Annotated in this window: 20 protein-coding genes; 1 reads left to right on the forward strand and 19 read right to left on the reverse strand. The window is 39.3% G+C overall.

The genetic code is table 11. The features are described 5' to 3' along the window. The coding region (locus tag ACTQ5J_RS11020) for a coiled-coil domain-containing protein (protein ID WP_441752962.1) at positions 1-1,062 on the reverse strand (1,062 nt) is incomplete at its 3' end. Positions 1,063-1,766: 704 nt separating this feature from the next. On the opposite strand from ACTQ5J_RS11020, the gene tyrS reads away from it, so the two are divergent. After that, positions 1,767-3,035, forward strand: coding sequence for a tyrosine--tRNA ligase (tyrS, locus tag ACTQ5J_RS11025; protein WP_441752964.1), 1,269 nt, complete (start codon positions 1,767-1,769; stop codon positions 3,033-3,035). 109 nt (positions 3,036-3,144) lie between these two features. On the opposite strand, the gene ACTQ5J_RS11030 is transcribed toward tyrS, so the two are convergent. The 18 genes from ACTQ5J_RS11030 to lgt form a co-directional block, all read right to left on the reverse strand. Then, the gene (locus ACTQ5J_RS11030) at positions 3,145-4,053 is read right to left on the reverse strand and encodes an ABC transporter ATP-binding protein (protein ID WP_441752966.1); all 909 of its coding nucleotides are present in this window, start codon (positions 4,051-4,053) and stop codon (positions 3,145-3,147) included. After that, positions 4,046-5,107, reverse strand: coding sequence for an ABC transporter ATP-binding protein (locus ACTQ5J_RS11035; protein WP_441752968.1), 1,062 nt, complete (start codon positions 5,105-5,107; stop codon positions 4,046-4,048). Before ACTQ5J_RS11035 ends, ACTQ5J_RS11030 begins: the two co-directional genes overlap by 8 nt. 11 nt (positions 5,108-5,118) lie before the next feature. After that, positions 5,119-6,042 (reverse strand): ABC transporter permease, encoded by a 924-nt coding sequence (locus ACTQ5J_RS11040; protein ID WP_441752970.1) that lies wholly within the window; start codon positions 6,040-6,042, stop codon positions 5,119-5,121. Then, a complete protein-coding gene (locus tag ACTQ5J_RS11045) occupies positions 6,043-6,975 on the reverse strand; it encodes an ABC transporter permease (protein ID WP_441752972.1) in 933 nt (310 codons plus the stop codon). A 349-nt stretch (positions 6,976-7,324) separates the two neighbouring features. Further along, on the reverse strand, positions 7,325-8,950 hold the full coding sequence (locus ACTQ5J_RS11050) for a peptide ABC transporter substrate-binding protein (protein WP_441752973.1): 1,626 nt from the start codon (positions 8,948-8,950) through the stop codon (positions 7,325-7,327). A gap of 158 nt (positions 8,951-9,108) precedes the next feature. Further along, positions 9,109-9,288 (reverse strand): hypothetical protein, encoded by a 180-nt coding sequence (locus ACTQ5J_RS11055; RefSeq protein WP_441752975.1) that lies wholly within the window; start codon positions 9,286-9,288, stop codon positions 9,109-9,111. 10 nt (positions 9,289-9,298) lie between these two features. Then, positions 9,299-10,000 (reverse strand): NAD(P)H-dependent oxidoreductase, encoded by a 702-nt coding sequence (locus ACTQ5J_RS11060; protein WP_441752977.1) that lies wholly within the window; start codon positions 9,998-10,000, stop codon positions 9,299-9,301. A 160-nt stretch (positions 10,001-10,160) separates the two neighbouring features. After that, positions 10,161-11,336 (reverse strand): hypothetical protein, encoded by a 1,176-nt coding sequence (locus ACTQ5J_RS11065; RefSeq protein ID WP_441752979.1) that lies wholly within the window; start codon positions 11,334-11,336, stop codon positions 10,161-10,163. Between the two features lie 180 nt (positions 11,337-11,516). Then, the gene (locus ACTQ5J_RS11070; RefSeq protein ID WP_441752981.1) at positions 11,517-12,932 is read right to left on the reverse strand and encodes an ATP-binding protein; all 1,416 of its coding nucleotides are present in this window, start codon (positions 12,930-12,932) and stop codon (positions 11,517-11,519) included. Next, positions 12,932-13,645, reverse strand: a complete 714-nt coding sequence (locus ACTQ5J_RS11075; RefSeq protein WP_441753167.1) for a response regulator transcription factor — start codon at positions 13,643-13,645, stop codon at positions 12,932-12,934. The genes ACTQ5J_RS11070 and ACTQ5J_RS11075 overlap by 1 nt, the downstream gene beginning before the upstream one ends. A gap of 221 nt (positions 13,646-13,866) precedes the next feature. Beyond that, positions 13,867-14,256 (reverse strand): single-stranded DNA-binding protein, encoded by a 390-nt coding sequence (locus ACTQ5J_RS11080; protein WP_441752983.1) that lies wholly within the window; start codon positions 14,254-14,256, stop codon positions 13,867-13,869. 91 nt (positions 14,257-14,347) lie between these two features. After that, the gene (whiA, locus tag ACTQ5J_RS11085) at positions 14,348-15,277 is read right to left on the reverse strand and encodes a DNA-binding protein WhiA (RefSeq protein WP_441752984.1); all 930 of its coding nucleotides are present in this window, start codon (positions 15,275-15,277) and stop codon (positions 14,348-14,350) included. Between the two features lie 36 nt (positions 15,278-15,313). Then, on the reverse strand, positions 15,314-16,336 hold the full coding sequence (locus ACTQ5J_RS11090) for a gluconeogenesis factor YvcK family protein (protein ID WP_441752986.1): 1,023 nt from the start codon (positions 16,334-16,336) through the stop codon (positions 15,314-15,316). Further along, a complete protein-coding gene (gene rapZ, locus ACTQ5J_RS11095) occupies positions 16,336-17,223 on the reverse strand; it encodes an RNase adapter RapZ (RefSeq protein WP_441752988.1) in 888 nt (295 codons plus the stop codon). Before rapZ ends, ACTQ5J_RS11090 begins: the two co-directional genes overlap by 1 nt. Before the next feature lie 375 nt (positions 17,224-17,598). Beyond that, positions 17,599-19,320 carry a phospho-sugar mutase gene (locus tag ACTQ5J_RS11100; RefSeq protein ID WP_441752989.1) on the reverse strand — a complete coding sequence of 574 codons (1,722 nt, stop codon included), beginning with the start codon at positions 19,318-19,320 and terminating at the stop codon, positions 17,599-17,601. A gap of 300 nt (positions 19,321-19,620) precedes the next feature. Next, a complete protein-coding gene (gene trxB / locus ACTQ5J_RS11105; RefSeq protein WP_441752990.1) occupies positions 19,621-20,565 on the reverse strand; it encodes a thioredoxin-disulfide reductase in 945 nt (314 codons plus the stop codon). A gap of 96 nt (positions 20,566-20,661) precedes the next feature. After that, positions 20,662-21,693 carry an NAD(P)H-dependent glycerol-3-phosphate dehydrogenase gene (locus ACTQ5J_RS11110; protein ID WP_441752992.1) on the reverse strand — a complete coding sequence of 344 codons (1,032 nt, stop codon included), beginning with the start codon at positions 21,691-21,693 and terminating at the stop codon, positions 20,662-20,664. A gap of 11 nt (positions 21,694-21,704) precedes the next feature. Next, positions 21,705-22,556 (reverse strand): prolipoprotein diacylglyceryl transferase, encoded by an 852-nt coding sequence (lgt, locus tag ACTQ5J_RS11115; protein ID WP_441752994.1) that lies wholly within the window; start codon positions 22,554-22,556, stop codon positions 21,705-21,707.

A 22,556-nucleotide genomic window follows, 5' to 3' on the forward strand; every position in this document is an offset into this window, starting at 1 on the left:
TTCAGGTACTTCTACGACTGGAGTTTCTTCTACTGGCACTTCAACTTCAGGTACTTCTACGACTGGAGTTTCTTCTACTGGCACTTCAACTTCAGGTACTTCTACGACTGGAGTTTCTTCTACTGGCACTTCAACTTCAGGTACTTCTACGACTGGCGCTTCAACAACTTCGCCACCTGCTGCATTTTCTGCTGCTTGTGCTGCTGCATCTGCTGCCGCTTGGGCTTGAGCTGCTGCAATTGCATCAGATTCCGCTTGTGCTTGTGCGTCTGCTGCTGCTTGAGCTGCCGCCACTGCTTCGGCTTGTGCTTGTGCTTGCGCCGCTGCTGCCGCTTGAGCTGCTGCTGCTTGTTCAGCTGCGATTCTTTGCGCTTCTTCGAAAGCTGCTTTTTCAGCGATTAACGCATCGCGGTTAGCTGCTGCTAAACTAATATCGTTTGTTAGTTGATCATAAACTACTTCTGCTTGTGCAGAACTTACTTCTAATTCATTTTTTAAAGCTTCAAGTTCAACTTTTTTGTCGACTTTAGCTTGTTTAGCTGATTCTGCTTCAACTTTTTTCGTTTCAACTACAGCTTTATCTACTTTTTGAACATCTAATAAGTCTTTGTGTGCTGTAACCATTTTACGTACAACATCTAAACGACCTACAAAGTCACTTACTGATTCTGATGAAGCTACTGCATTTAAATAGTTTGAAGTTCCACCATTCATTTGAATTGAAACTGCTTGTTCAGCAATTAATTCTTGACGTTTTGCGATAATGCTTTCTAGTTCAGAAACTTCTGTTTCTAAGCCATAAATTGTTTCGTCATCTTCGTTGATGTTTTCTAATAAAGTTGTTACCTCTGTTTGTAACACTTCAATTTCAGCGTAAGCTGATGCTAATTCTGCGTATAATACAGTCTGCTCAGCTGACAAGCTATCAATAGCCCATTGTGTTTCACCAATTAAATCGTCATAGCTTTGAGCTGACGCTGCAACTGGTGATGCAACTGATCCTAAAATTACAGCTGATGTCAATAAAGTTTTGAATACGCCTTTACCTAAAGTCTTCTTCATAGTTTATTTGCTCTCCTTGTTTGTTACCTCGAATGTGTTTCGTCTCAATGTTTAAATTCAAAGTTTATTCATAAAATCTTAGAGATAAAATCTTCTAAAATTTTGCCTGAATGTAATATACCACATCCCATAGGACTTTAGGCTGAATTATTCAATTCGTATATGTTCTGTAACACTACTGTAAAGATGTTCCTTTCCCTATGAATTTGAATTTTTTGTGAATAATTCGCATTAACTTTATTCGCTTGTGCACCATTTTTTTCACTACTGTCATACGAAATTCACCCTCCCCTTATAAAGGTTGATACAATAACGTTTATAGACGTTTCAACACTTGCTTGATTTTTTTAATTATGTTAATATGCTCTTAACCTAGTGAAAAGGAGAAAAGACCATGCAACTTTCTATTTGCGCAATGTTACACGCATATTATTATTACTTTTACGCTAATTTTGGTAAAGGTGATTTGTGTTGTGCACAATAGGACGAAATGTAGAGTTTTTCTCGCACTCTCAGACCTAGCAACGCTTGTCATTTGATTGACTCGCCGTGCTAGGTTTTTTTATACGGTTCTGTCATTTTAAATTTGAAGCTGTTCAATGCATTTTACAAGAAACAAAGAAGAGAGAGTTAGGCCGTTGCGTAACTAAGGATTAATGAATATAATTGTAATAATTGAATTTAAAAAAAGAGGAGTGTTTGGCTTGTCAATTTTGAAAGAATTAGAATGGCGTGGTGCCATTAATCAACAAACCAATGCAGAAGGCTTAGAAAAGTTATTAAGTGAGAAAGCTGTCGGTTTATATTGTGGAGTCGACCCGACAGGTGATTCGATGCATATCGGACACTTGATTCCTTTTATGATTTTAAAAAGATTCCAATTAGCAGGCCATAAACCCTTAGTTGTTATTGGTGGTGCGACTGGTTCAATTGGTGACCCAAGTGGTCGTAACAGCGAACGTACGTTACAAACAATGGAAACAATCCAAGAGAACGCTCGTAAACTAACCGCTCAAATGGACAAACTATTCTTAAAAGGTGATGTTGAAGCAAGTGGCTTTAGAATTGTGAATAACTACGATTGGTTGAGTGAATTTTCATTATTAGGTTTCCTACGTGATTATGGAAAACACTTCAATGTTAACCAAATGTTAGCCAAAGATGTTGTTGCAAGTCGTTTAGAATTTGGTATCTCATTCACTGAATTTACTTACCAAATTTTACAATCAATCGACTTCCATCACTTATTCAAGTCAGAAAATATCCAAGTGCAAATTGGTGGCGCTGACCAGTGGGGGAATATCACTGCAGGCCTTGACTTCATTCGCCGTGTTGAAGGTTCTGAAGCTGAAGCTTACGGCTTAACAATTCCATTGATGTTAAAATCAGATGGTACTAAATTTGGTAAATCTGCTGGGGGAGCTATTTGGTTAGACCCAGAACAAACCACTCCTTATGAATTTTATCAATTCTGGTTAAACCAACAGGATGGTGACGTTGTTAAGTTCTTGAAATACTTTACTTTCTTATCTATTGAAGAAATTGAAACTTTAGAAAAAGAAGTGGCTGAGCAACCGCATTTGCGTAATGGTCAAAAACATTTAGCTGAAGAAATTACTCGTTTTGTTCATGGACAAGAAGCTTTAGACGAAGCTTTATTGATTACTGAGGCATTATTTACTGGAAACGTTAAAGACTTAAGCACTAAGCAAATTGCAGAAGGTTTCAAAAACATGCCACACTACACTGCGCCACGCGTCGCTCAAAACTTAGCGATTTGGTTAGTAGATATCGGTTTAATTAGCTCACGTCGCCAAGCACGCGAATTTGTTCAGAATGGGGCAATTTCAATTAATGGGGACAAAATAGCAGACTTAGATTTCGAGATCAGTCCAGAACATGCGATTGGTGAACGATATATTATCGTGCGTCGTGGTAAGAAAAATTACTACTTAGTTACTTTTGAAGATTAAATACTTTTAGCCCTTCTGGCTTTTGCATTCCTTGTAAGCTTCGAAGTCATATTTTGCAAGAAAAAAACCTTCTGACACAGTTCAAACTTGAACTGGTCAGAAGGTTTTTTTATTTAGTCCATTTGGTGATTTGTTCTTTGGTTGCGAAAACGAAATGTTGCGGGCTTACTTCAATTTCTTCTAAAGTTCCCGTTACTACTTCAGGGACGTATTCTACTCGAGTACGTTTGCTCTCGCTAATTGGATCTGGTTGAGGCACTGCAGATAGCAATGATTTCGTATATGGGTGAACCGGATTTGCATAAATTTCAGCGGCAGGGCCCAATTCAACAATCTTACCATGATGCATTACGGCAATACGATCACTAATGTATTTAACCATTGATAAATCATGGGCAATAAATAGGTAGGTCAGATTTTGCTCGCGTTGCAGTGTCTTTAATAAGTTCACAACTTGCGCTTGAATCGACACATCTAGTGCTGAAATCGGTTCGTCAGCGATGATGAATTTTGGTTTTAAAGAAAGCGCACGGGCAATTCCGATACGTTGTCGTTGTCCACCTGAGAATTCATGCGCATAACGGGTTGCATGCTCACGGTTCAAGCCGACTGATTCAAGTAATTCAGCGATTCGTTCATATCGTTCCTGTTTATTCTTATATAAACCATGGATATCAAAGCCTTCTCCAATGATTTCACTAACCGTCATACGTGGGTTTAACGACGCATAAGGATCTTGGAAAATCATTTGAATACTTTTAGCTAACTCTTTACGTTCTTGTGCAGATTTTTGGTCACTAATCGTTTGTCCTTGATAGACAATCTCGCCATCTGTGATGTCATAAAGACCGATAATTGAACGCCCAGTTGTGGACTTTCCACTACCAGACTCTCCAACCAAACCAAGTACTTCCCCTTCGTAAATATCGAAAGTGATACCATCTACAGCTTTAATTGGAGCTGAACTCTTACCAAAGTATTGCTTTAAGTTTTTAACTTCTAGTAATTTATTAGTCATTGACAGCCCCTCCTTCTAGTTCCAAGTAACGGTTAATTCGTCTTTGAATAACCTCAGGCACTTCGACTTTCGGTGAGTCTGGATGTAATAACCATGTTTTTGCATAATGATTCTCTTTAACTTTATACATTGGTGGTTCCTTTTCATAATCAACGGCCATTGCGTAACGGTTACGCGCCGCAAAAGCGTCTCCTTTTGGAGGGTTAATCATATTCGGTGGGGCACCTGGAATGGTGTATAATTCGTCATTATCATCACTTTCCAAGTCAGGCATTGAGCCTAATAAGCCCCACGTATAAGGATGTTTTGGATTATAGAAAATCTCATTAACATCGCCATACTCCACAATTTGTCCAGCATACATTACCGCTACTTTATCAGCAATGTTGGCTACTACCCCTAAGTCATGGGTAATAAAGATAATTGAGTTTTCATTGCGTGCTTGAATCTCTTTCATTAACTCGATAATTTGCGCTTGAATCGTCACATCTAATGCTGTTGTGGGTTCATCCGCAATTAATAATTTAGGTTCTGCAGCCAAGGCAATCGCAATCACGACACGCTGGCGCATCCCACCTGAGAATTCATGGGGATATTGTTTAAATCGTTGCTCTGGCATCGCAATTCCAACTTCATCTAACAATTCAATCGCGCGCTTTTCAGCTGCTTCACGTGAAATCGATTTGTCGTGAATACGGATGGCTTCAACGATTTGATTTCCGACACGAATGGTTGGGTTTAACGCCGTCATTGGGTCTTGGAAAATCATCGCAATATCATTCCCACGAATTTTCGTCATTTCTTCTTCCGTCTTATCAAGAATATTGACACCGTTTAATAAGATTTCTCCTGCATCATATTGTCCAGGCGGTTCTGGAATTAAGCGCATTAAAGCATTGGCCGTGACACTTTTTCCTGAACCTGACTCTCCAACAATCGCTAACGTTTCACCTTTATTTAAAGTGAAGTTCACGCCACGAACTGCTTGAACCAAACCAGCGTAAGTTTTGAAAGACACGCGTAAATCTTTAACTTCTAATAATAATTCTGACATGTACTTTCCTCCTACTTACGTAATTTTGGATCTAATGCGTCACGCAAGCCGTCGCCGACTGCATTAAAGGCAAAGATCGTGATTGAGATTAATAAAGCTGGGAAAAACAGACGCCAAGGCGCAGTTAAAATTGCTTCGTTACCCTCTGATGCCATCGTACCCCAACTTGCTGTTGGTGGCGTCACACCTAAACCAATATAACTTAAAAATGCCTCAGCAAAGATAGCGCCAGGAATTGTTAATGTCATTGTTACAATAATTGAACCCATTGCATTCGGGATCAAGTGTTTAAAGATTAAGTGATTTGTATTGGCGCCTAAAGTTCTAGCGGCTAATACATATTCTTGATTTTTAATAGATAACACTTCACCACGTACAATCCGAGCCATTCTCACCCAACCAGTAATTGATAAGGCAATAATCATCGTAAATAAACCTTGTTCCATAACGACTAGTAACATAATAACGACTAGAAGGTTTGGAATAGCTGTTAGAATATCACAAATACGCATCATAATGTTGTCTGTTTGTCCGCCTAAAACGCCAGCAACACTCCCATATAACACTCCGATAACAACATCAATTGCTGCTGCGGATAGACCAATTAATAAGGAAATACGCGCACCATACCATGCTCTAACAAAGACATCACGCCCTAGGTTATCAGTTCCAAACCAGTTGGTCATTGTTGGGGCTGCGTTATAGACGCCTGTTTGTTCACTAAATGAATACGGCGATAAAATTGGCACAAAAAGAGCCATGAAAAAGATAATAACTAATAATACTAAGCCAAAAATAGCTAGCTTATTGCGAATAAACGTTTGGAAAACTTCTCCCCAAAAGGAAATTGTTTTCTCACTCAGGACATCCGTTTCATCTTCTTTTATGCCGACAATTCTAAAGTCTTCTGCGTTCAATACTTCTTGCTCTTGCATTTAGCTGTCAGCTCCTTCCAATTTAATTCTAGGATCGATCATTACGTAAAGAATGTCTACGACTAATACGGCTATTAATAATAGAATAGCGTAGAAGACAGTTGTTCCCATAATGACCGTGTAGTCACGGTTATTGATACTTGTTACAAAGTGACGACCTAATCCAGGAATTGCAAAGACATTTTCAATAACAAAGCTACCTGTTAAAATCCCCGCTGTTAATGGGCCTAAGTAGCTTACAACCGGTAATAAAGCATTACGCAGTGAATGTTTAAAGACAACTGACCATTTTCTCAACCCTTTAGCTCGTGCCAATTTAACATACTCCGATGTGTTTTGTTCTAATAAACTCGAACGCGTCATTTTAGCAATGTTACCCATATAACTGATTCCTAAAGCAACTGACGGTAGGACAGTACTTGAAAAGTCTCTCCACCCACTAATCGGGAACCAACCTAGTTTTAAACCTAGTGAGTATTGTAATAAACCAGCTAAAACGAAAGAAGGAATCGAGATACCTAAGACAGCGATAATCGTTGCTAGATAATCTCCAGCACGGTTATGATTCATTGCTGAAATCACACCTAATGTAATCCCGCCCCCAATTGCTATCAGTAAGGCCTGACCTCCTAAGACTAATGAAACTGGGAATGATTCAAAAATCATGTCATTCGTTGAACGACCGCGATATTTCATTGATTCCCCGAAATCAAATTTAAGAACATCTACTAAATAATCACGGTATTGGATATACCACGGATTACTTAAACCATATTGCTCATTTAATTGATCTTGAATTGCCTGCGTCATGACTGTTTGCTCACTTGCAAATGGGTTACCTGGTGCTAACCTCATTAGGAAGAAAGTTGCTGTCACGATAAAGAACAATGCAATCGCAATGTAAACAAGGCGCTTTAATACGTATTTTGTCATTGTGTCCTCCTCGTATATTTAAACATCAAAAAACCGCTCCTAAGGAACAGCTTTAGAGATAACATGAATTCGCTAAGTTATAGGTAATATAAATCGCTTCGTTCAAACATTATAAATAATAACTAAGCAAATCTTTTAATTATTCTAATTTATGAGTCAGTAAAATGAAAAAAGTTCATCTTATCTTAATTGATGCCACATAATAAAATCACATAGTAAAATTTAGCTTATTTTATAATCAATGTCAACCACACTGAGCAAATATTAGTCTATTCTGTCAATTCCCTGATTTACATTATAAAAAAGAGAGCTTACTCGCAATGAATAAGCTCTCTTGTGTTAGCAAAATCTATTCACCAGAAGAAATCGATACATCTTTAAGGTTAATGTTTCCTAATGCGTCTGGCGCCATGTTTTCAACATGATCATGAATAACAAATAAGTTAGTGTAGTAATATAAAGGAATAACTGGCATATCTTCCATCATTACTGCTTCAGCTTGTACAAGTAAGTCAGTTCTTGCATCTACATCTTGCTCTGCTGCAGCTTCATCGATTAAAGATTTGAATTCTTCATTTTCCCAACCAGTATCGTTATTACCAGAAGCAGCTGTACGATACATATCTAAGAATGAAGAAGCGTCGTTAAAGTCTGCAATCCAACCCATACGAGCTGCTTGGAAGTCTAGAACGTTTAGACGCTCTAAATATACTTGCCATTCAGTGTTATCAATAGCCACATTGATGCCTAAGTTTTGCGCCCATCCTTCTTGGATAAATTGAGCGATTGTTGAGTGAGCTTCACTTGTGTTGATTGAAATGTTAATGTTTAATTCACTTGGATCAGCTAAGCCTAACTCTTCTAATCCAGCTGCTAAATATTCTTTAGCTAATTCATAATCAGCATCTGCCATGTAGCCACGGTCTTCTTCAAAACCAGCACTTGTTGGTGGAACTAAACCTAAGGCAGGTAATTGTCCACCTTTAGTTACGTTATCAACTAAAGCTTGACGGTCAACTGCTAAAGCTAAGGCTTTACGGATGTTCACATTAGACATTACTTCGTCTGTTGTGTTCAATTTGTACCAGTAAATCGCTGCATATGGTGCAACGTTTAACTCATCATTTGCTCTATATAAATCAATCGCATCTAATGAAACAGTACTGTAAGGCGCGCCTAGGTAGTCAATACCACCCGCTTGGAATTCAGCGTTTGCTGTAGATTCGGCTTCAATGATTTGTACGTTAACTGTATCTAAAGAAACATTTTCTGTATCCCAGTAGCTGTCACTCTTAACAAGTACATAGTGACTACTGTGTGCCCACTCTGATAATGAGAATGGTCCGTTTGTTACATAAGCGTCACCAGCGTCTAATGCCCAGTCAGCGTCTGCTTCAACTGTTGCTTGGTGAACTGGCATATAGGTATAGAAAGCTGTTAATTCCAAGAAGTATGAAGTAGGGTTAGCTAATTTAACTTCTAATGTTGAATCGTCAACTGCAGTTACACCAACAGCGTCTGCTTCGCCTTCGCCAGCGTTATAAGCTTCTGCACCTTCAAGTACATAAAGAATTGAAGCATATTGTGAAGCTGTTTCAGGATTCAATACACGTTTCCATGCATACTCAAAGTCACTTGCTTTTACAGGGTCACCATTTGACCAAGTGTTACCTTCACGTAATTTGAACGTATACGTTAAACCATCTTCGCTGACTTCCCATGATTCAGCAGCTGCAGGTAAAATTTCACCTTCGTTATCCATTGCTGTTAATCCTTCAAATACGTTTTTAATAATCGCACCTGATGTTGAGTCTGTTGCTAAAGCCGGATCAATTGTTGGTGGTTCAGAACCAATTGCTAAGTTTAGTACTTGTTCTTCCTGAGCGGATACCATTGCTGTTGATAAACTAGTGACTGGACCAAATGCTAACAGTGCCGCACCTAAGATAACAACTTTTTTTAAGAATTTTTTCATAAAATTCCTCCTAAAAATATTTTACCATTACTCCGAATCAGAATGCCCTTTTCGTATTAATAGCTTTTCTAATACTAAATTTAATCCATTTTTATGAGAAAGTCAAATGATTTTCTTAGAAAAGATTAATTATCTTGTTACCATTCTAACATTTAGTGTTAGCTTTCCTTCCATTGCTCAGGACTCCACATCCAACCATCTAAAGTCCCGCGCTCATTTTCGAGCCGACGCTTTTGTTCAGCATAGATAATTGCTGCAGTATGTAACAAAGCTTTAGTCGGATATGTCTTTGCTTGTTCAATCCATTTAGGGATAATTTCTTTTTGCCAAGAATCCATTATATTCCTCCTACCATAAGTCATTTAAATCGTTCAATTCATCTAAATCATCCGCTTGATTAATCAGTTCATTAGTAAACATATCAAACAATAATTGATCGGTTTCAGATAATGCTAATTCATCTTCCGTTAAATTTCCTAACTTTCCAATAATGTAATGTTGAAGCGCAGTAAAACTATTCGCCGCTCCAGTTTCAAGAAAACAGGCATAGCGCATCATCAAGTCAAACTTCATCGCTTCGTCCATGTAATGAAACTGATGAACCGCAAAGGGCATTAAATAAGTCATGCCGAAATGACGAGCAAATAATTCATACGGAGATAAGAGTTCCGATAGAGTCCGCCCTTCTCTTCCTCCTGCTTGATAGTGTTCTACTTTCACTCCTGCAATCACAACCAGTCCCAAACGTTTCCCCTTTAATTCTTGACGAAAGCGTTCGTCATAGAAGTCTGTATCGAATACAATATCTAGCCATATCTTCATTATGGCCGGTGCTTGATACCAATGTAATTGAAACTGAAAAATTATTTGATCAAATGCCAACAAACGTTGACGTTCTGCCTGGACATTAAAGGTTGCACCTTGTTGTTGAAACTCTTCACTTAAGTCAACAAACACCGCTTCAGTATTTGCTTTACCTGAACTCAATAAAAACTGGTGGCTACTCGATTGATCAATATCAGGATGAGCCATATAAACGATCGTACGCATACAAAAAATCTCCTTTATAAAGTTGTTAATTAAAGTTTGTTAGCCTAATGCGGTTAATTAACCGACATATTTATAAAAAAAGCGTACCACATTCCCTTTGAACATGACAATGAAGATGTTCGGGTGGATGTGATACGCTATAGTGTTTATTTAGTCATAGTTAGTCAGTGCTGCTAACCAAATCAGTTTCTCCAGGATTCGGTTCTGGATCCGGTGTATTTGGTGGAGTTGACGATTCCGGCGGAGTTGACGATTCCGGCGGAGTTGACGACTCTGGTGGTGTCGATGACTCTGGTGGCGTCGATGACTCTGGTGGCGTCGATGACTCCGGTGGTGTCGATGACTCTGGTGGCGTCCAAGACTCTTCAGGTGGTGTCCAAGTATCTTCTGGCTCAGACCATTCTTCTTCGATGACTGGCGCTTCTGATGACTCTTCAGACGACTCCTCAGAACTTTCTTCAACTGGATTCAATAGTGCTTGATTTTCAAGCATAGCCGCTGTCAATAATTGTGAAGGCTCAACAGCTGTTAGAGCTAATTCATAATATTGTGGGATGCTTGTGGTTAATACTTGCATTTCTTGAATAAAGCTTTGAATATATTCTTGAGCTGCTTTTGTTAATTCTTCTTTAGCTGCTGGTAATTTAACGGCTTCTAAAGCAGTTTCGAATCGAGCCATTGCTTGAGCGATGGTGCCAATTTGGCCATCTTCAACAGGCAGTGCTTTCACTTCTTCTAATGCTTTTTTAGCGACATCATATGAACCAAATCCTTCTAAAGCATAATCAATATGCGAATTGATTGCTACTTGGAAAGAATCCAACGTTTCGACTGGTTCTTCTTCAGTTTCTTCTGTTTGAACAGAGTCTGAAGCTGGAACCTCTTCTGCAACAAAGTAGTATGTTTCTTTAGCTACTTGAACGTCTTCAATGGTTAATCCATCTTTAAATGCCAGATTCTCAGCTACTTGATCCTCTTTAATTGCTGGCGTGTCTTCAGGGTAAAAAGCGTTGACTGCTTCTTTAGCTTCCACACGATGAACAATATCATCTAATTGACGATTCAATACGTTTTTATCTAGAGTTGACTCATTTAAATCATCAATTTCATTTCTTAATTCTTCTACATATTCTTCAGTTATCTCTTCACGGACAAAGCCGGTCTGTTCATCAATGTAAAGCCCAGAAATTTTCTCCTGTACGGTTTGACTCACATTGTTTGTAATCGTTGGTTGATCACTTGTAGAACTGGATTCTAAGAATGTATATAGATTTAAGACAGCTACTAGTATGACAACTAATGCTGCAATAATTAAAATTTTAACCTTATTACTCATCTAGTTTGTTGCTCCTTTTTTCAGAATAGATTGATTTCGTAAAAGTTATATTTACACCATTTCATATATTACCACATAACCTAGTGATTTGAATAGCTAATTATGCATTCAAACGCGATTCTTAGTAAAAACTAATAAAATTCAATGGGTCGTTTTAATTTAAGCTTGATTTTATTCAGTTTATGTAGAGGGTCTATGAGGTAACTTAATGGTGAAAGTAGAACCTTTCTCAAGTTCACTTTCGACTTCAATGCTTCCTTCATGCGCATCTACTAAAGAGTGAACCACCGCTAAACCAATACCTGACTCCCCAAATTGTGTATTCTTGCGCGAGACGTCGACTTTATAAAACCTCTCCCAAATACTTTCAATTTGCTGGGTGTCAATACCGATTCCTGAATCGATGACTTTCAAGATAACAGAATCTTTCGACATTTCGCCACTTAGGATAATGTCACTGTTTTCAGAAAACTGAATCGCATTGGTGACTAGGTTAATCAGGATTTGAACAATTCGATCATAATCAGCCCAAATCTCTAAATCATCTGACGCACTAACAATAATATGATTATTTTTTTGTTCCGCTTTGCCACTTAATTGTTCTTTTATTTGATTCAATAAGGGGGAACCTTTAATCACTTGCTTCTTCAAAGTGATTTGACGGCTACGAATCTTCTCGTAATCTAAGTTCTCATTTACCAGACGCGTTAAGCGTTTCGTCTCTTTACTAATCAATTCAAGACTACGTCCGCGTTGCGCTTCTGGAATCATATCATATTGTAGCCCTTCTAACAGCCCACTCATGGTCGTTAAAGGGGTTCGCATTTCATGAGCCGCATCCATCATAAATTGGCGGCGCAAATTCTCCTGACGCTTAATCTCTTCTTGAGAGTGACGCAGTGACTCTGACATCACATCAAAGTCTCGCGCTAAATCGCCAAACTCATCCGCACTTCCCGTATCCACTCGGACTTCATAGTTACCAGTAGCAATTTCACGGGTTGCTTGTTGAAGTTTTTTAATTTTACGCGTCTGAACCATCGCATAAAAGACACTCATGACAATACCAACAATTGTCGCAATAATAAACGAGACAATAATATGGTTTTGCGACTCGCTTACCTGCTCTTCTAAAGACTCCAAGGGAGCACCTAAACTAATAAAACCAGCGGGGAAACCCGCTACTTCATTCTGAGCTAAAGGAATATAGACCGTTGTCATTTGTAGTTGCGTATCTGGATCAATAAACCGTTGGGCATATTGAAGACCTAAACTAGCCCCTTCTGATATTCTGACTAAATCAGTCTCACTGAGATTGGACCCAAAACGTTGGTCATAGGTTGGATAAATGATACGACCATCTTGTAAATAAACTTGAATGACAATATTCTCGCTGGCTAATAATTGAGACGCCCGAACTAAGTCCGGACGCGTAAAATTATTCGATACTATATTGCGACCGTACTGCAGCAATTGCGCTTCGCGCTCTTTGTAAATTTGAGTCGTCAAATAATTCGAATTACGATAGGCACTAATGGCTAAGGCTGTAATAATAACAATTAAAAAGCCTAAAATCTGTTGCCATAAAAACTTCATTAGGCCTCACCTGGGTCCTCGAATTTATAGCCCACGCCCCAAACGGTTTGAATTAATTGCGGGCCAACCGTTTCAATTTTCTGACGTAATTTTTTAATATGCGCATCCACCGTTCGCTCATCCCCGTAAAAAGGATCTTCCCAAATGCTCTTCAATAACTGATCCCGACTAAAGACACGCTTCGGATTTTTAGAAAACATTACTAACAAATCAAATTCTTTCGGCGTTAAATTCTCAATCGGTTGTTCTAGATAGTATGCCTCACGCGTCACTGTATTAATTTTTACAGTCCCTGCTTCAACATTAAAGGCCGACTCAGCACCATCTTCTGCTTCACTCGGTGCAATTTGAGCACGACGGTGGAGGGCTTTCATTCTTGCTAATAAAGTCAAAGGACTAAAAGGTTTCGTCACATAATCATCTGCGCCCATTTCCAGACCAATCACTTGGTCACTTTCTGAATCTTGAGCAGTTAACATAATAATCGGTGTCTCTTTAGAAATTTCACGCATTTTACGACAAATGGTCATTCCATCCATTGACGGTAAGTTCAAATCTAGAATCACAATATCCCACTCATGCGGCGAATTCTTATAAGCTTCGAAACCCTCAGCACCATCGTGATGAAAAGTCGAAGCAAAGGCTTCTTTCTCGAAAAACATCGACATCATTTCACAAACAGACTCATTATCTTCAATCATTAAAACTTTCATCAACTAAAAACCTCCTTATTTACAATACTCTGCCTCTATAAAACCGGCAGTCACAACACCATTATACAATAATTATCCGATAATAGTTTAACGAAACGATGAAGATTGTGTGAGTTCCCACTACCTGATAGCCGCCTAAGTCACACCCATTGAATCCAAAAAAACCTTAAGCACGCTCGGTAAGGAGCAATTGCTTAAGGCTTCGAATAATGTTTTAGTCGTTAAACTGCTTGTGTTTCTTTTGATACCGGGATATCCTTAGGCACGATTTTTTGATTGTTATCTGTGGCGCGCGTCTTGCGATCAATTAAGGTCACATCCGTTACGAGACATTCCACAACATAAATCGTTTGGTTTTCCTTATTGGTATAATTACGACTTTGCATAATACCGGACAAACTAACTAAAGAACCTTTCTGTGTGTAAGTATCCAACAAATCGGCTAAATGGTCCCAAGCGACAAAGGGAATATAATCAGAAACAACTTCCCCATTACGATCACGGTGCGCACGATTAATAGCAATTGTATTATTCATGACACGATGACTTTCATTAACATTACGAACAGAAACATCTCGACAGAGACGACCAACAAATACAGCTTGATTCATTTTTTTCACTCCTTTTTATGTGTTACTACTAAATACGCAAAAAGGGTGGCAAATCTATTTTTTAAAAGTGAATCTTAACGAAAACTTAATTTTATCGCTCAGTTAAGCGTTCAGCTGTTTCCACGATTTTACGCAAACGATGGTTTACGCCCGACTTTGAAATCGGACCACCGGGGACTTGTTCGCCTAATTCCTTTAAACTTAAGTCTGGATTTTCCAATCGGAAACGAGCCATCACTTGCAGTTTTTGAGGTAGAACCGATAGCCCTTGTGTCGAATCAATTAATCGAATCGCTTCAAGTTGACGCTGCGCCGCATCAATCGTCTTATTTAAGTTAGCGTTCTCCATATTAACCAATCGGTTAACAGAATTGCGCATATCGCGAATAATCCGGATGTCTTCAAACTTCAACATGGCTCTATTGGCCCCGATAACCGCTAGAAATTCAGCGATTTTCTCCGCTTCTTTGATATATGTAATGTACCCGTTACGACGGACAATCGTTTTCGCATTCAAGTTAAAGTCATTCATCATATGACACAAATCATCATTATGCGTTTCGTAATTCGAATAGATTTCTAAATGGTAACTACTGGCTTCCGGGTTATTCACCGATCCGCCTGCTAAAAAAGCCCCCCTTAAATAAGAGCGTTTCTTCTGTTCGTTGGTCATAATTTCTTCGGCGACGTTCGTGTTAATCGATAAGCCGTCAAAAATTCCTAAATCTGATAATAGTTCTTGAACTTTCTGACGACAACGCACAATATAAACGTTATTCTTCTTTAACTTCATTTTCCGACGAACAATCAATTCACTTTCCATTTGATAATGGTCCTTCATTAAGGTGTAAATCCGACGAGCAATGGCGGCGTTTTCACTTTGCACATTCAATATAAAGCGCTGTTGGTACAAACTAACAGCCCCATTCATACGAATAAGGGCAGCTAGTTCAGCTTTAGCGTGTTCTTTGTGTACTTCGAGCAAAGTACATTCTTTCTTGACGTCAGAAGCAAATGTCACCAACGTCACCTCCTATAGTTAATGAACCATCGACTCTTAGTAGGCAATCGAATCTGTCATGTTTTTACGATGTAATTTCGTTGTATTCAGTATATGGCCTAACTCTTCGACGACACGAGCTGTATCGTGGTAAGCTCCTCCGTATTTCATACTTAAAAAATCGCTAGAAATCACACGACAGCCTGCATTACGTAAGCCTTTAAAGTCATGTTTCACTTGTAATAAATATTCTTCGTTCGGTTGCGTTAAAATATAATCGCCTGGTACCTCAGTTGTGTTGACCAGAACAGTATCCACGAAATTTTGACCTAAGTGTTGGTGAAGAACTTCGACGTGATCAGAATCGGTAAAGTTTTCTGTCTCGCCTAATTGAGTCATAATATTACAAATATACACGATTTCTGCTTGTGTTTTAGAGAGTGCTTCACCGATTTCTTTAATCATTAAATTCGGCAGGATACTCGTATATAAACTTCCGGGTCCTAAAACAATCATATCAGCTTCTAGAATGGCTTCAACCACTTTAGGTGAGGCATGAATGGCTTCATCACCTGAAGTCGTCGTTACAATGACTTCTTGAATTTTCTTACGATGATGGGCAATCTTTGATTCTCCAATCGCGATTGTGCCATCTTCAAATAAGGCATTCAGTACTAAGGCTTCTGGCGCTGCTGGTAAAATTTGTCCACTTATTTTCATAAAACGAGAGAGGATCTCAATCGCATCAGACATTGAACCTTTCATTTCTTTTAAGGCTGCAATCAATAAGTTTCCAATCGCATGTCCAGCTAGAAAATCATCTTCTGAATTAAAACGATATTGAAAAAGATCAATTAAGGTTGGATCAGCATCTGAAAGGGCGCACATGCAATTACGTATATCTCCTGGTGGCACGACATTAATATAGTCTCTAATGGCACCACTGCTACCGCCATCATCAGCAACGGTAATAATTGCTGAGATGTTAGCATCCAGTTTCTTCAATCCCTTTAAAATGACTGGCAACCCTGTTCCACCACCGATTACCGCTACATTATAGCGACTTTTAGGTTGTGGCATCATGACCGCGTTGTTGACTCTTTTCGTTTAAATTGATCACGATGAGAGACATTCACCGTGTATTGATCACTTCTCAATCGATCAGTAATTCTTTCAGCTAAGGCAACTGAACGATGTTGACCACCGGTACAGCCAATAGCAATTGTGACACTTGATTTCCCTTCGCGCTTATAACCTGGTAAACAATATTCAATTAAATCGATAAATTTCGTGTAAAAGAGTTCGGTTTCTGGCTGCTTCATCACATAATCATAAACGTCCTGATCTTGACCCGTTAGAGGTTTTAATTCAGGTACATAATGTGGGTTTGGCAAGAAACGTACATCCATCATCACGTCGGCATCAATCGGCGCACCATATTTAAAACCAAAGGACACGACTTCAATATGGAATGTATTATGTTCAATCGATGCGAATTGTTCAGTAATGAAATGGCGTAGTTCTCTTGGTGTTTTATCCGTTGTATCCACAACGATTTGCGCACGTGTACGTAAATCGTGTAAAAGTTCTCGTTCTTTTCTGATTCCTTCCATTACGCGACCTTCGTTCGCTAAAGGATGACTACGTCTTGATTCTTTATAACGTGAGACTAGTGCTTCGTCACTCGCTTCTAAGAATAAAACACGCGTCGTAATAAATTGGGTATTATCTAAAGTTGCAATAATATTCTCTAATTCATTAAAGAAATCACGAGTACGTAAATCAATGACCAGGGCAATTTTTGTAATCTTGCCTGACTCTTTTACCAATTCCCAAAAAGTCGGTAATAAGGTTGGTGGCATATTATCAATACAATAATATCCAAGATCCTCAAAACTTTGAACAGCAACTGTTTTTCCAGCCCCACTCATCCCTGTAATAATGACTAATTCTAAAGTATCTGACATTCTATTCGCCTCGTTTCTGAAAATTTCTGTAGCCTTAGTATAACATATCTGGATGCAATGCGTTATGCCTAGGCTGTTTCGAAACATTTAATATTATACAATTATAATATACTTCTTAACCAATTTAAACACAGATTTCCAGAGATTGAAGGATATACTGCAATAAAAACATTTTATATAACTTCCTATACTCTTGCTACTTGTGCTATTGCTTGACTCATTCTTTGACATGGTCATTTTTTGGGGGACTTCAACCAAATCCAGCTAATTTTTTCTGTTTAACTCCATATCAACAGGAGGTTGTCAGTCTTATTCTGACCAAAGAAAAAGCAAGTGAGGTGTGTTGAGACACTTCACTTGCTTAATTTATTGAAATTACTTCGTTAATTCACGGATATCCGCTTCAACTTTAGCCGCTTTTTCTTCGACTTCCGCTTGCGAATTGCCTTGAACACCTAAGTATAATTTAATTTTCGGTTCAGTTCCACTTGGACGAAAGGCAACCCAACTGCCGTCTTCTAATACATATTTCAGTGCATCAGAAGCTGGGTATGCTAATTTACTTTCTTTTCCATCAGCATACGTCATCGTCGCAGATAAATAGTCAGCTGCTGACACAACTTTCAAGCCACCCATTTCTTTAATTCCTTCTGTACGAATCGTTTGCATAATTTGTTTCATTTGCGCCGCGCCTGATAGGCCTGGGAAAGAAACAGAGATGGTTTTCTCATTGAAGTAACCATATTTTTCATACATCGCTTGTAGTGCGTCACCTAATGTGCGTCCATTTTTCTTGTGATAAGCCGTTAATTCAGCTAAGACGACTAAGGCTTGAATTGCATCTTTATCACGTACAAATGGCTTGATTAAGTATCCGTAACTTTCTTCGAAGCCCATTAAGAAGGTGTGTGCACCTGTTTCTTCGTATTGCTGAATTTTTTCAGCGATGAATTTAAAGCCTGTTAACACTTCAACCATTTCTAAGCCGTAGCTTTCAACAATGGCGTCAGCTAAGTTTGTCGATACCATCGATTTGATTGCCACACCGTTTGCTGGTAAATCACCTTGTGCTTTACGTGCATTTAGAATGTAGTCTAACATAATCGATGCAATTTGGTTTCCAGACAATAACTGGTAAGAGCCATCTGCCGTACGAATCATCGCACCTAAACGGTCTGCATCCGGGTCTGTAGCTAATAGGATATCCGCTTCGACTGTGCGTGCTAATTGCTCCGCTAAATCAAAGACAGCTTCAGACTCTGGATTTGGAGATAAAACCGTTGGGAAGTCTCCATCCGCTTTGGCTTGTTCTTCAACAACATGAACGGACTTGAAGCCCGCTTGTTCGAGAGCTTTCATACCTAAATACATGCCTGTTCCGTGTAAAGGCGTGAAAACAATGTTCACTTTGTCGCTCATCTCATTAACTAACTCTTGATCAACCGTTACTGCTTTAATTTCTTGCAAGTAAGCTTCATCGACACTGTCACCAATGATTTCAATCGTGCCATTACCTAGCAATTTCGTTTTATCGCCGATTGCAACAGTTAATGGATTTTCTACCGCACGAACATAATTCGTTAAGTTGTCAGCGTCTTCCGGTGGCATTTGCCCACCATCTGCACCATATACTTTGTATCCATTATATTCTGCTGGGTTATGACTTGCTGTAATCATGATTCCAGCAAAAGCATTTAAATGTCTAACCGCAAATGATAGCACCGGTGTTGGTCTTAAACTTTCGTACACATAGCTCTTAATCCCATGTTGACCCAATACCATTGCCGCTTCCATCGCAAATTCTGGAGAATAATGTCTTGAATCGTAAGCAATTGCTACTCCACGTTTTTTTGCTTCTTCGCCATTCTGTTCGATTAATGTTGCAAGTCCTTCGGTTGCTTGTCGAATCGTATAAATATTCATACGGTTCGGCCCTGCTCCTAGTAACCCACGCATGCCAGCCGTTCCAAAGCTTAAGCTTGCTCCAAATGCATCGGTTAATGCTTCTTCATCTGTATTAATTGAAAGCTCATCTTTCAAGACTACATCTAAGTCTTCGAAATTTCGCCATAAATCATAAATTTCGCGCCATTCCATTACTTTTCGCCACCTTTCTTTTTATCGCTTTCATTATAACATTTTTTACACATTTATTCGTATTATCTACATTTTTCTTTAATTTTACTTAAAGGTGAGGGTGTTTGAGACTGGTATTAAAGGATTTATACAGAAGTTTAAAGTAGAGTCTGTGAGTATGGTCAAGACCTTCCGCTTTAATCCCCTCCTAAAATATCGAATCGGCAAATTAAACGCAAAGCCTTCCGAAAGTCACTTAAACGCAAAAACGCCACACAACAATTGACAAGCAATTATCGTGTAGCGCCTTTTGTTAAAGGTTTAGTCTTTTAATGATTCGATGTATTGGTAAGCCATGTGGCCTGCTACACTTCCGTCACCAACTGCTGTAGCAATCTGACGTAGAGGTGTTTGTCGCACATCTCCAATGGCAAAGAGTCCTGGAACTGTCGTTTCCATTTTCTCGTTCGTAATAATCCAGCCTTCTTCGTCAGTCACTCCTAAATCAGCAACAACAGAAGAGTTTGGAATAATTCCGACATAAACGAAAACGCCGTCTGCTGTAAAGTCGCTGACTTCGCCCGTTTTCACGTTTCGAAGTTGAACCGCACTGACTGCATTATCTCCCTTAATTTCTTCAATAACTGAATCCCAAATAAACTCAACTTTTTCATTTGCGAAGGCACGATCTTGTAATACTTTTTGCGCACGCAATTCATCACGACGGTGAATAATCGTTACTTTATCTGCAAAGTTGGTTAAGTATGTTCCTTCTTCTACCGCGGAATCTCCGCCTCCAACGACGACTAAATTCTTATTACGGAAGAAGAAACCGTCACACACTGCACAGTATGAAACACCTTGTCCAGCCAAACGGTCTTCACCATCAACCGCTAATTTACGGTGATGAGCCCCTGTTGCAATAACAACCACGGCTGCTACATATACTTTATCTGCTGTATGTACGTGCTTTTCCTTACCATGGTCTTCAATATGTGAGACATCTGCGTAAGCATGATCTGCACCAAAACGCATCGCGCCTTCATACATATTGGTTGCCAGCTCAGGTCCGCTAATTAATGAATAGCCAGGATAGTTTTCCACTTCAGCCGTATTAATTAGTTCTCCCCCTGGGGCACCCTTTTCTAATAAAATTGTTTTTAAATTCGCGCGTGAAGCATATAAAGCGGCAGTTAAACCTCCCGGTCCAGCTCCGATAACAATCACATCTGCTTCAATACGTTCTTTAGTTATTTGTTCTGTCAATTTCAACTCTCCTATTCATTCAAATGGTCATCGGAATAATTATAACAAAATAGCACCCGCATGCCTAGTAGCAAAACTTAGGCTCTCTTTTATTAATTATTCGCCTCGTAAATGCTCTTGTAAAGATACTTCTTGCTTGCCTTCGCGCATCATGAGCGCCTCTAAACTTTCAGCCACCGAGGCTCCTTCATACAAGCGTCGGTACAATGCTTCCGTAATTGGCATTTCAATTTGCTGCTCTTGAGCAAGCTCATAAGCGGCTTTACACGTCAATATACCTTCAACAACCATTTGAACTTCTGCAAAAATTTCTTCACGACCATAACCTTGGGCAATCAAACGCCCCGCTCGCCAGTTTCGTGAATGGGGACTTGTACACGTTACAATCAAATCTCCCACACCACTTAAACCGATAAACGTTAAGGGATCAGCGCCTAATTTTACACCTAGGCGGCTAATTTCAGCCAAACCACGGGTAATTAAAGCGGCCTTGGCATTGTCTCCATAACCCAATTCTTGAATTAGCCCTGCGCCTAACGCAATGATATTCTTCAAAGCAGCACCCAATTCAACACCAATCACATCATTATTCGTATACACACGGAAGTATTTATTCATAAAGACTGCTTGTACTTCTTCAGCTGCAGGTAATGCATGACTGGCAACAGCAACCGTCGTAATATCTTGACGTGCAACCTCTTCTGCATGACTCGGTCCCGAAAGGACAACCAGTGCCTCATAGAGGCTAACATCTAACACTTCTTCAATCACTTGGCTGATTCTCAACTTGCTACCTTGTTCCAAGCCTTTTGTGGCATGAACGATAATAGGTCGTTGACCCTCTTTCAACAGATGATTTAAAGTTTCCATCGTTTGTCGGATAACGCTTGTTGGTAAGACAACTAGAATAATGCGAGCATCTGAAATTGTCGCTGCTAAGTCCGTCGTAGCAAAGATATTCTTCGGGATAAGTGTTCCTGGAAGATACTTTGCATTGATGTGTGTTTGATTAATTTGTCTTGCTTGTTCCTCATCGCGTCCCCAAAGGTGGACGTCATGGCCATTCTCCGCTAATACTTTCGCTAGAGCTGTTCCCCATGATCCAGAACCTAATACTGCAATTTTCACTGTTTCACCTCTTATGCCTTGCGGCTTATTTCATCCTCTTCGTAATAAGGAATTTCTGGGAAGCTTTGTTTACGTCGATAAATCACAAAAACTAACCCTGCCACAACTAAAATCATCGATAACCATTGCGACACACGCAACGGCCCTAAATATAAACTGTCTGTACGCATCCCTTCAATAAAGGCGCGCCCGATCCCATACCAAATAACGTAAGTTGCTGCGATTTCTCCTTGTCGGAAAAACTTTGGTTTGCGTCTTAAAACGAGTATCAGAATTAAACCAAGTAAATTCCAGACGGATTCATATAAGAAAGTCGGATGGTGGTAGACTCCATTCACATTCATCTGTTCAATAATGACATTCGGCAAATACAGGCTTTCTAGGAAGCTACGTGAGACTTCGCCACCGTAGGCTTCTTGGTTGATAAAGTTCCCCCAACGCCCTAATGCTTGCGCCAACATAATCGCTGGAGCCGTTATATCAAAAACAGATGCTGGATTTAATTGGCTGCGTTTACTCATGACATAAATTGTCACAGCTCCGGCAATAATTCCTCCATAGATGGCGATTCCACCTTGCCAAATCATGATGATTTGAGCAGGGTTTGCTAAATAATGTTCTAACCTAAAAGCGACATAGTAAAGTCTTGCGCCGATATAACCGATCACCACCATCCAAAACAAGAGATTGAATAATGTATCTTCATCGATTCCTTTACGTTTACCTTCGCGACTAAAAATGACATAAGCAATTAATATACATAAGCCCATTATTAGCCCATACCAATGCACTGGCCAACCGCCGATATCAAAGGCTATTCGGTCAATGGCTGCAAAAAGTCCTAGATTGATTAATGTCTTCAC

It is taken from the genome of Fundicoccus sp. Sow4_F4, from assembly GCF_052116145.1.
GTDB lineage: Bacteria > Bacillota > Bacilli > Lactobacillales > Aerococcaceae > Fundicoccus.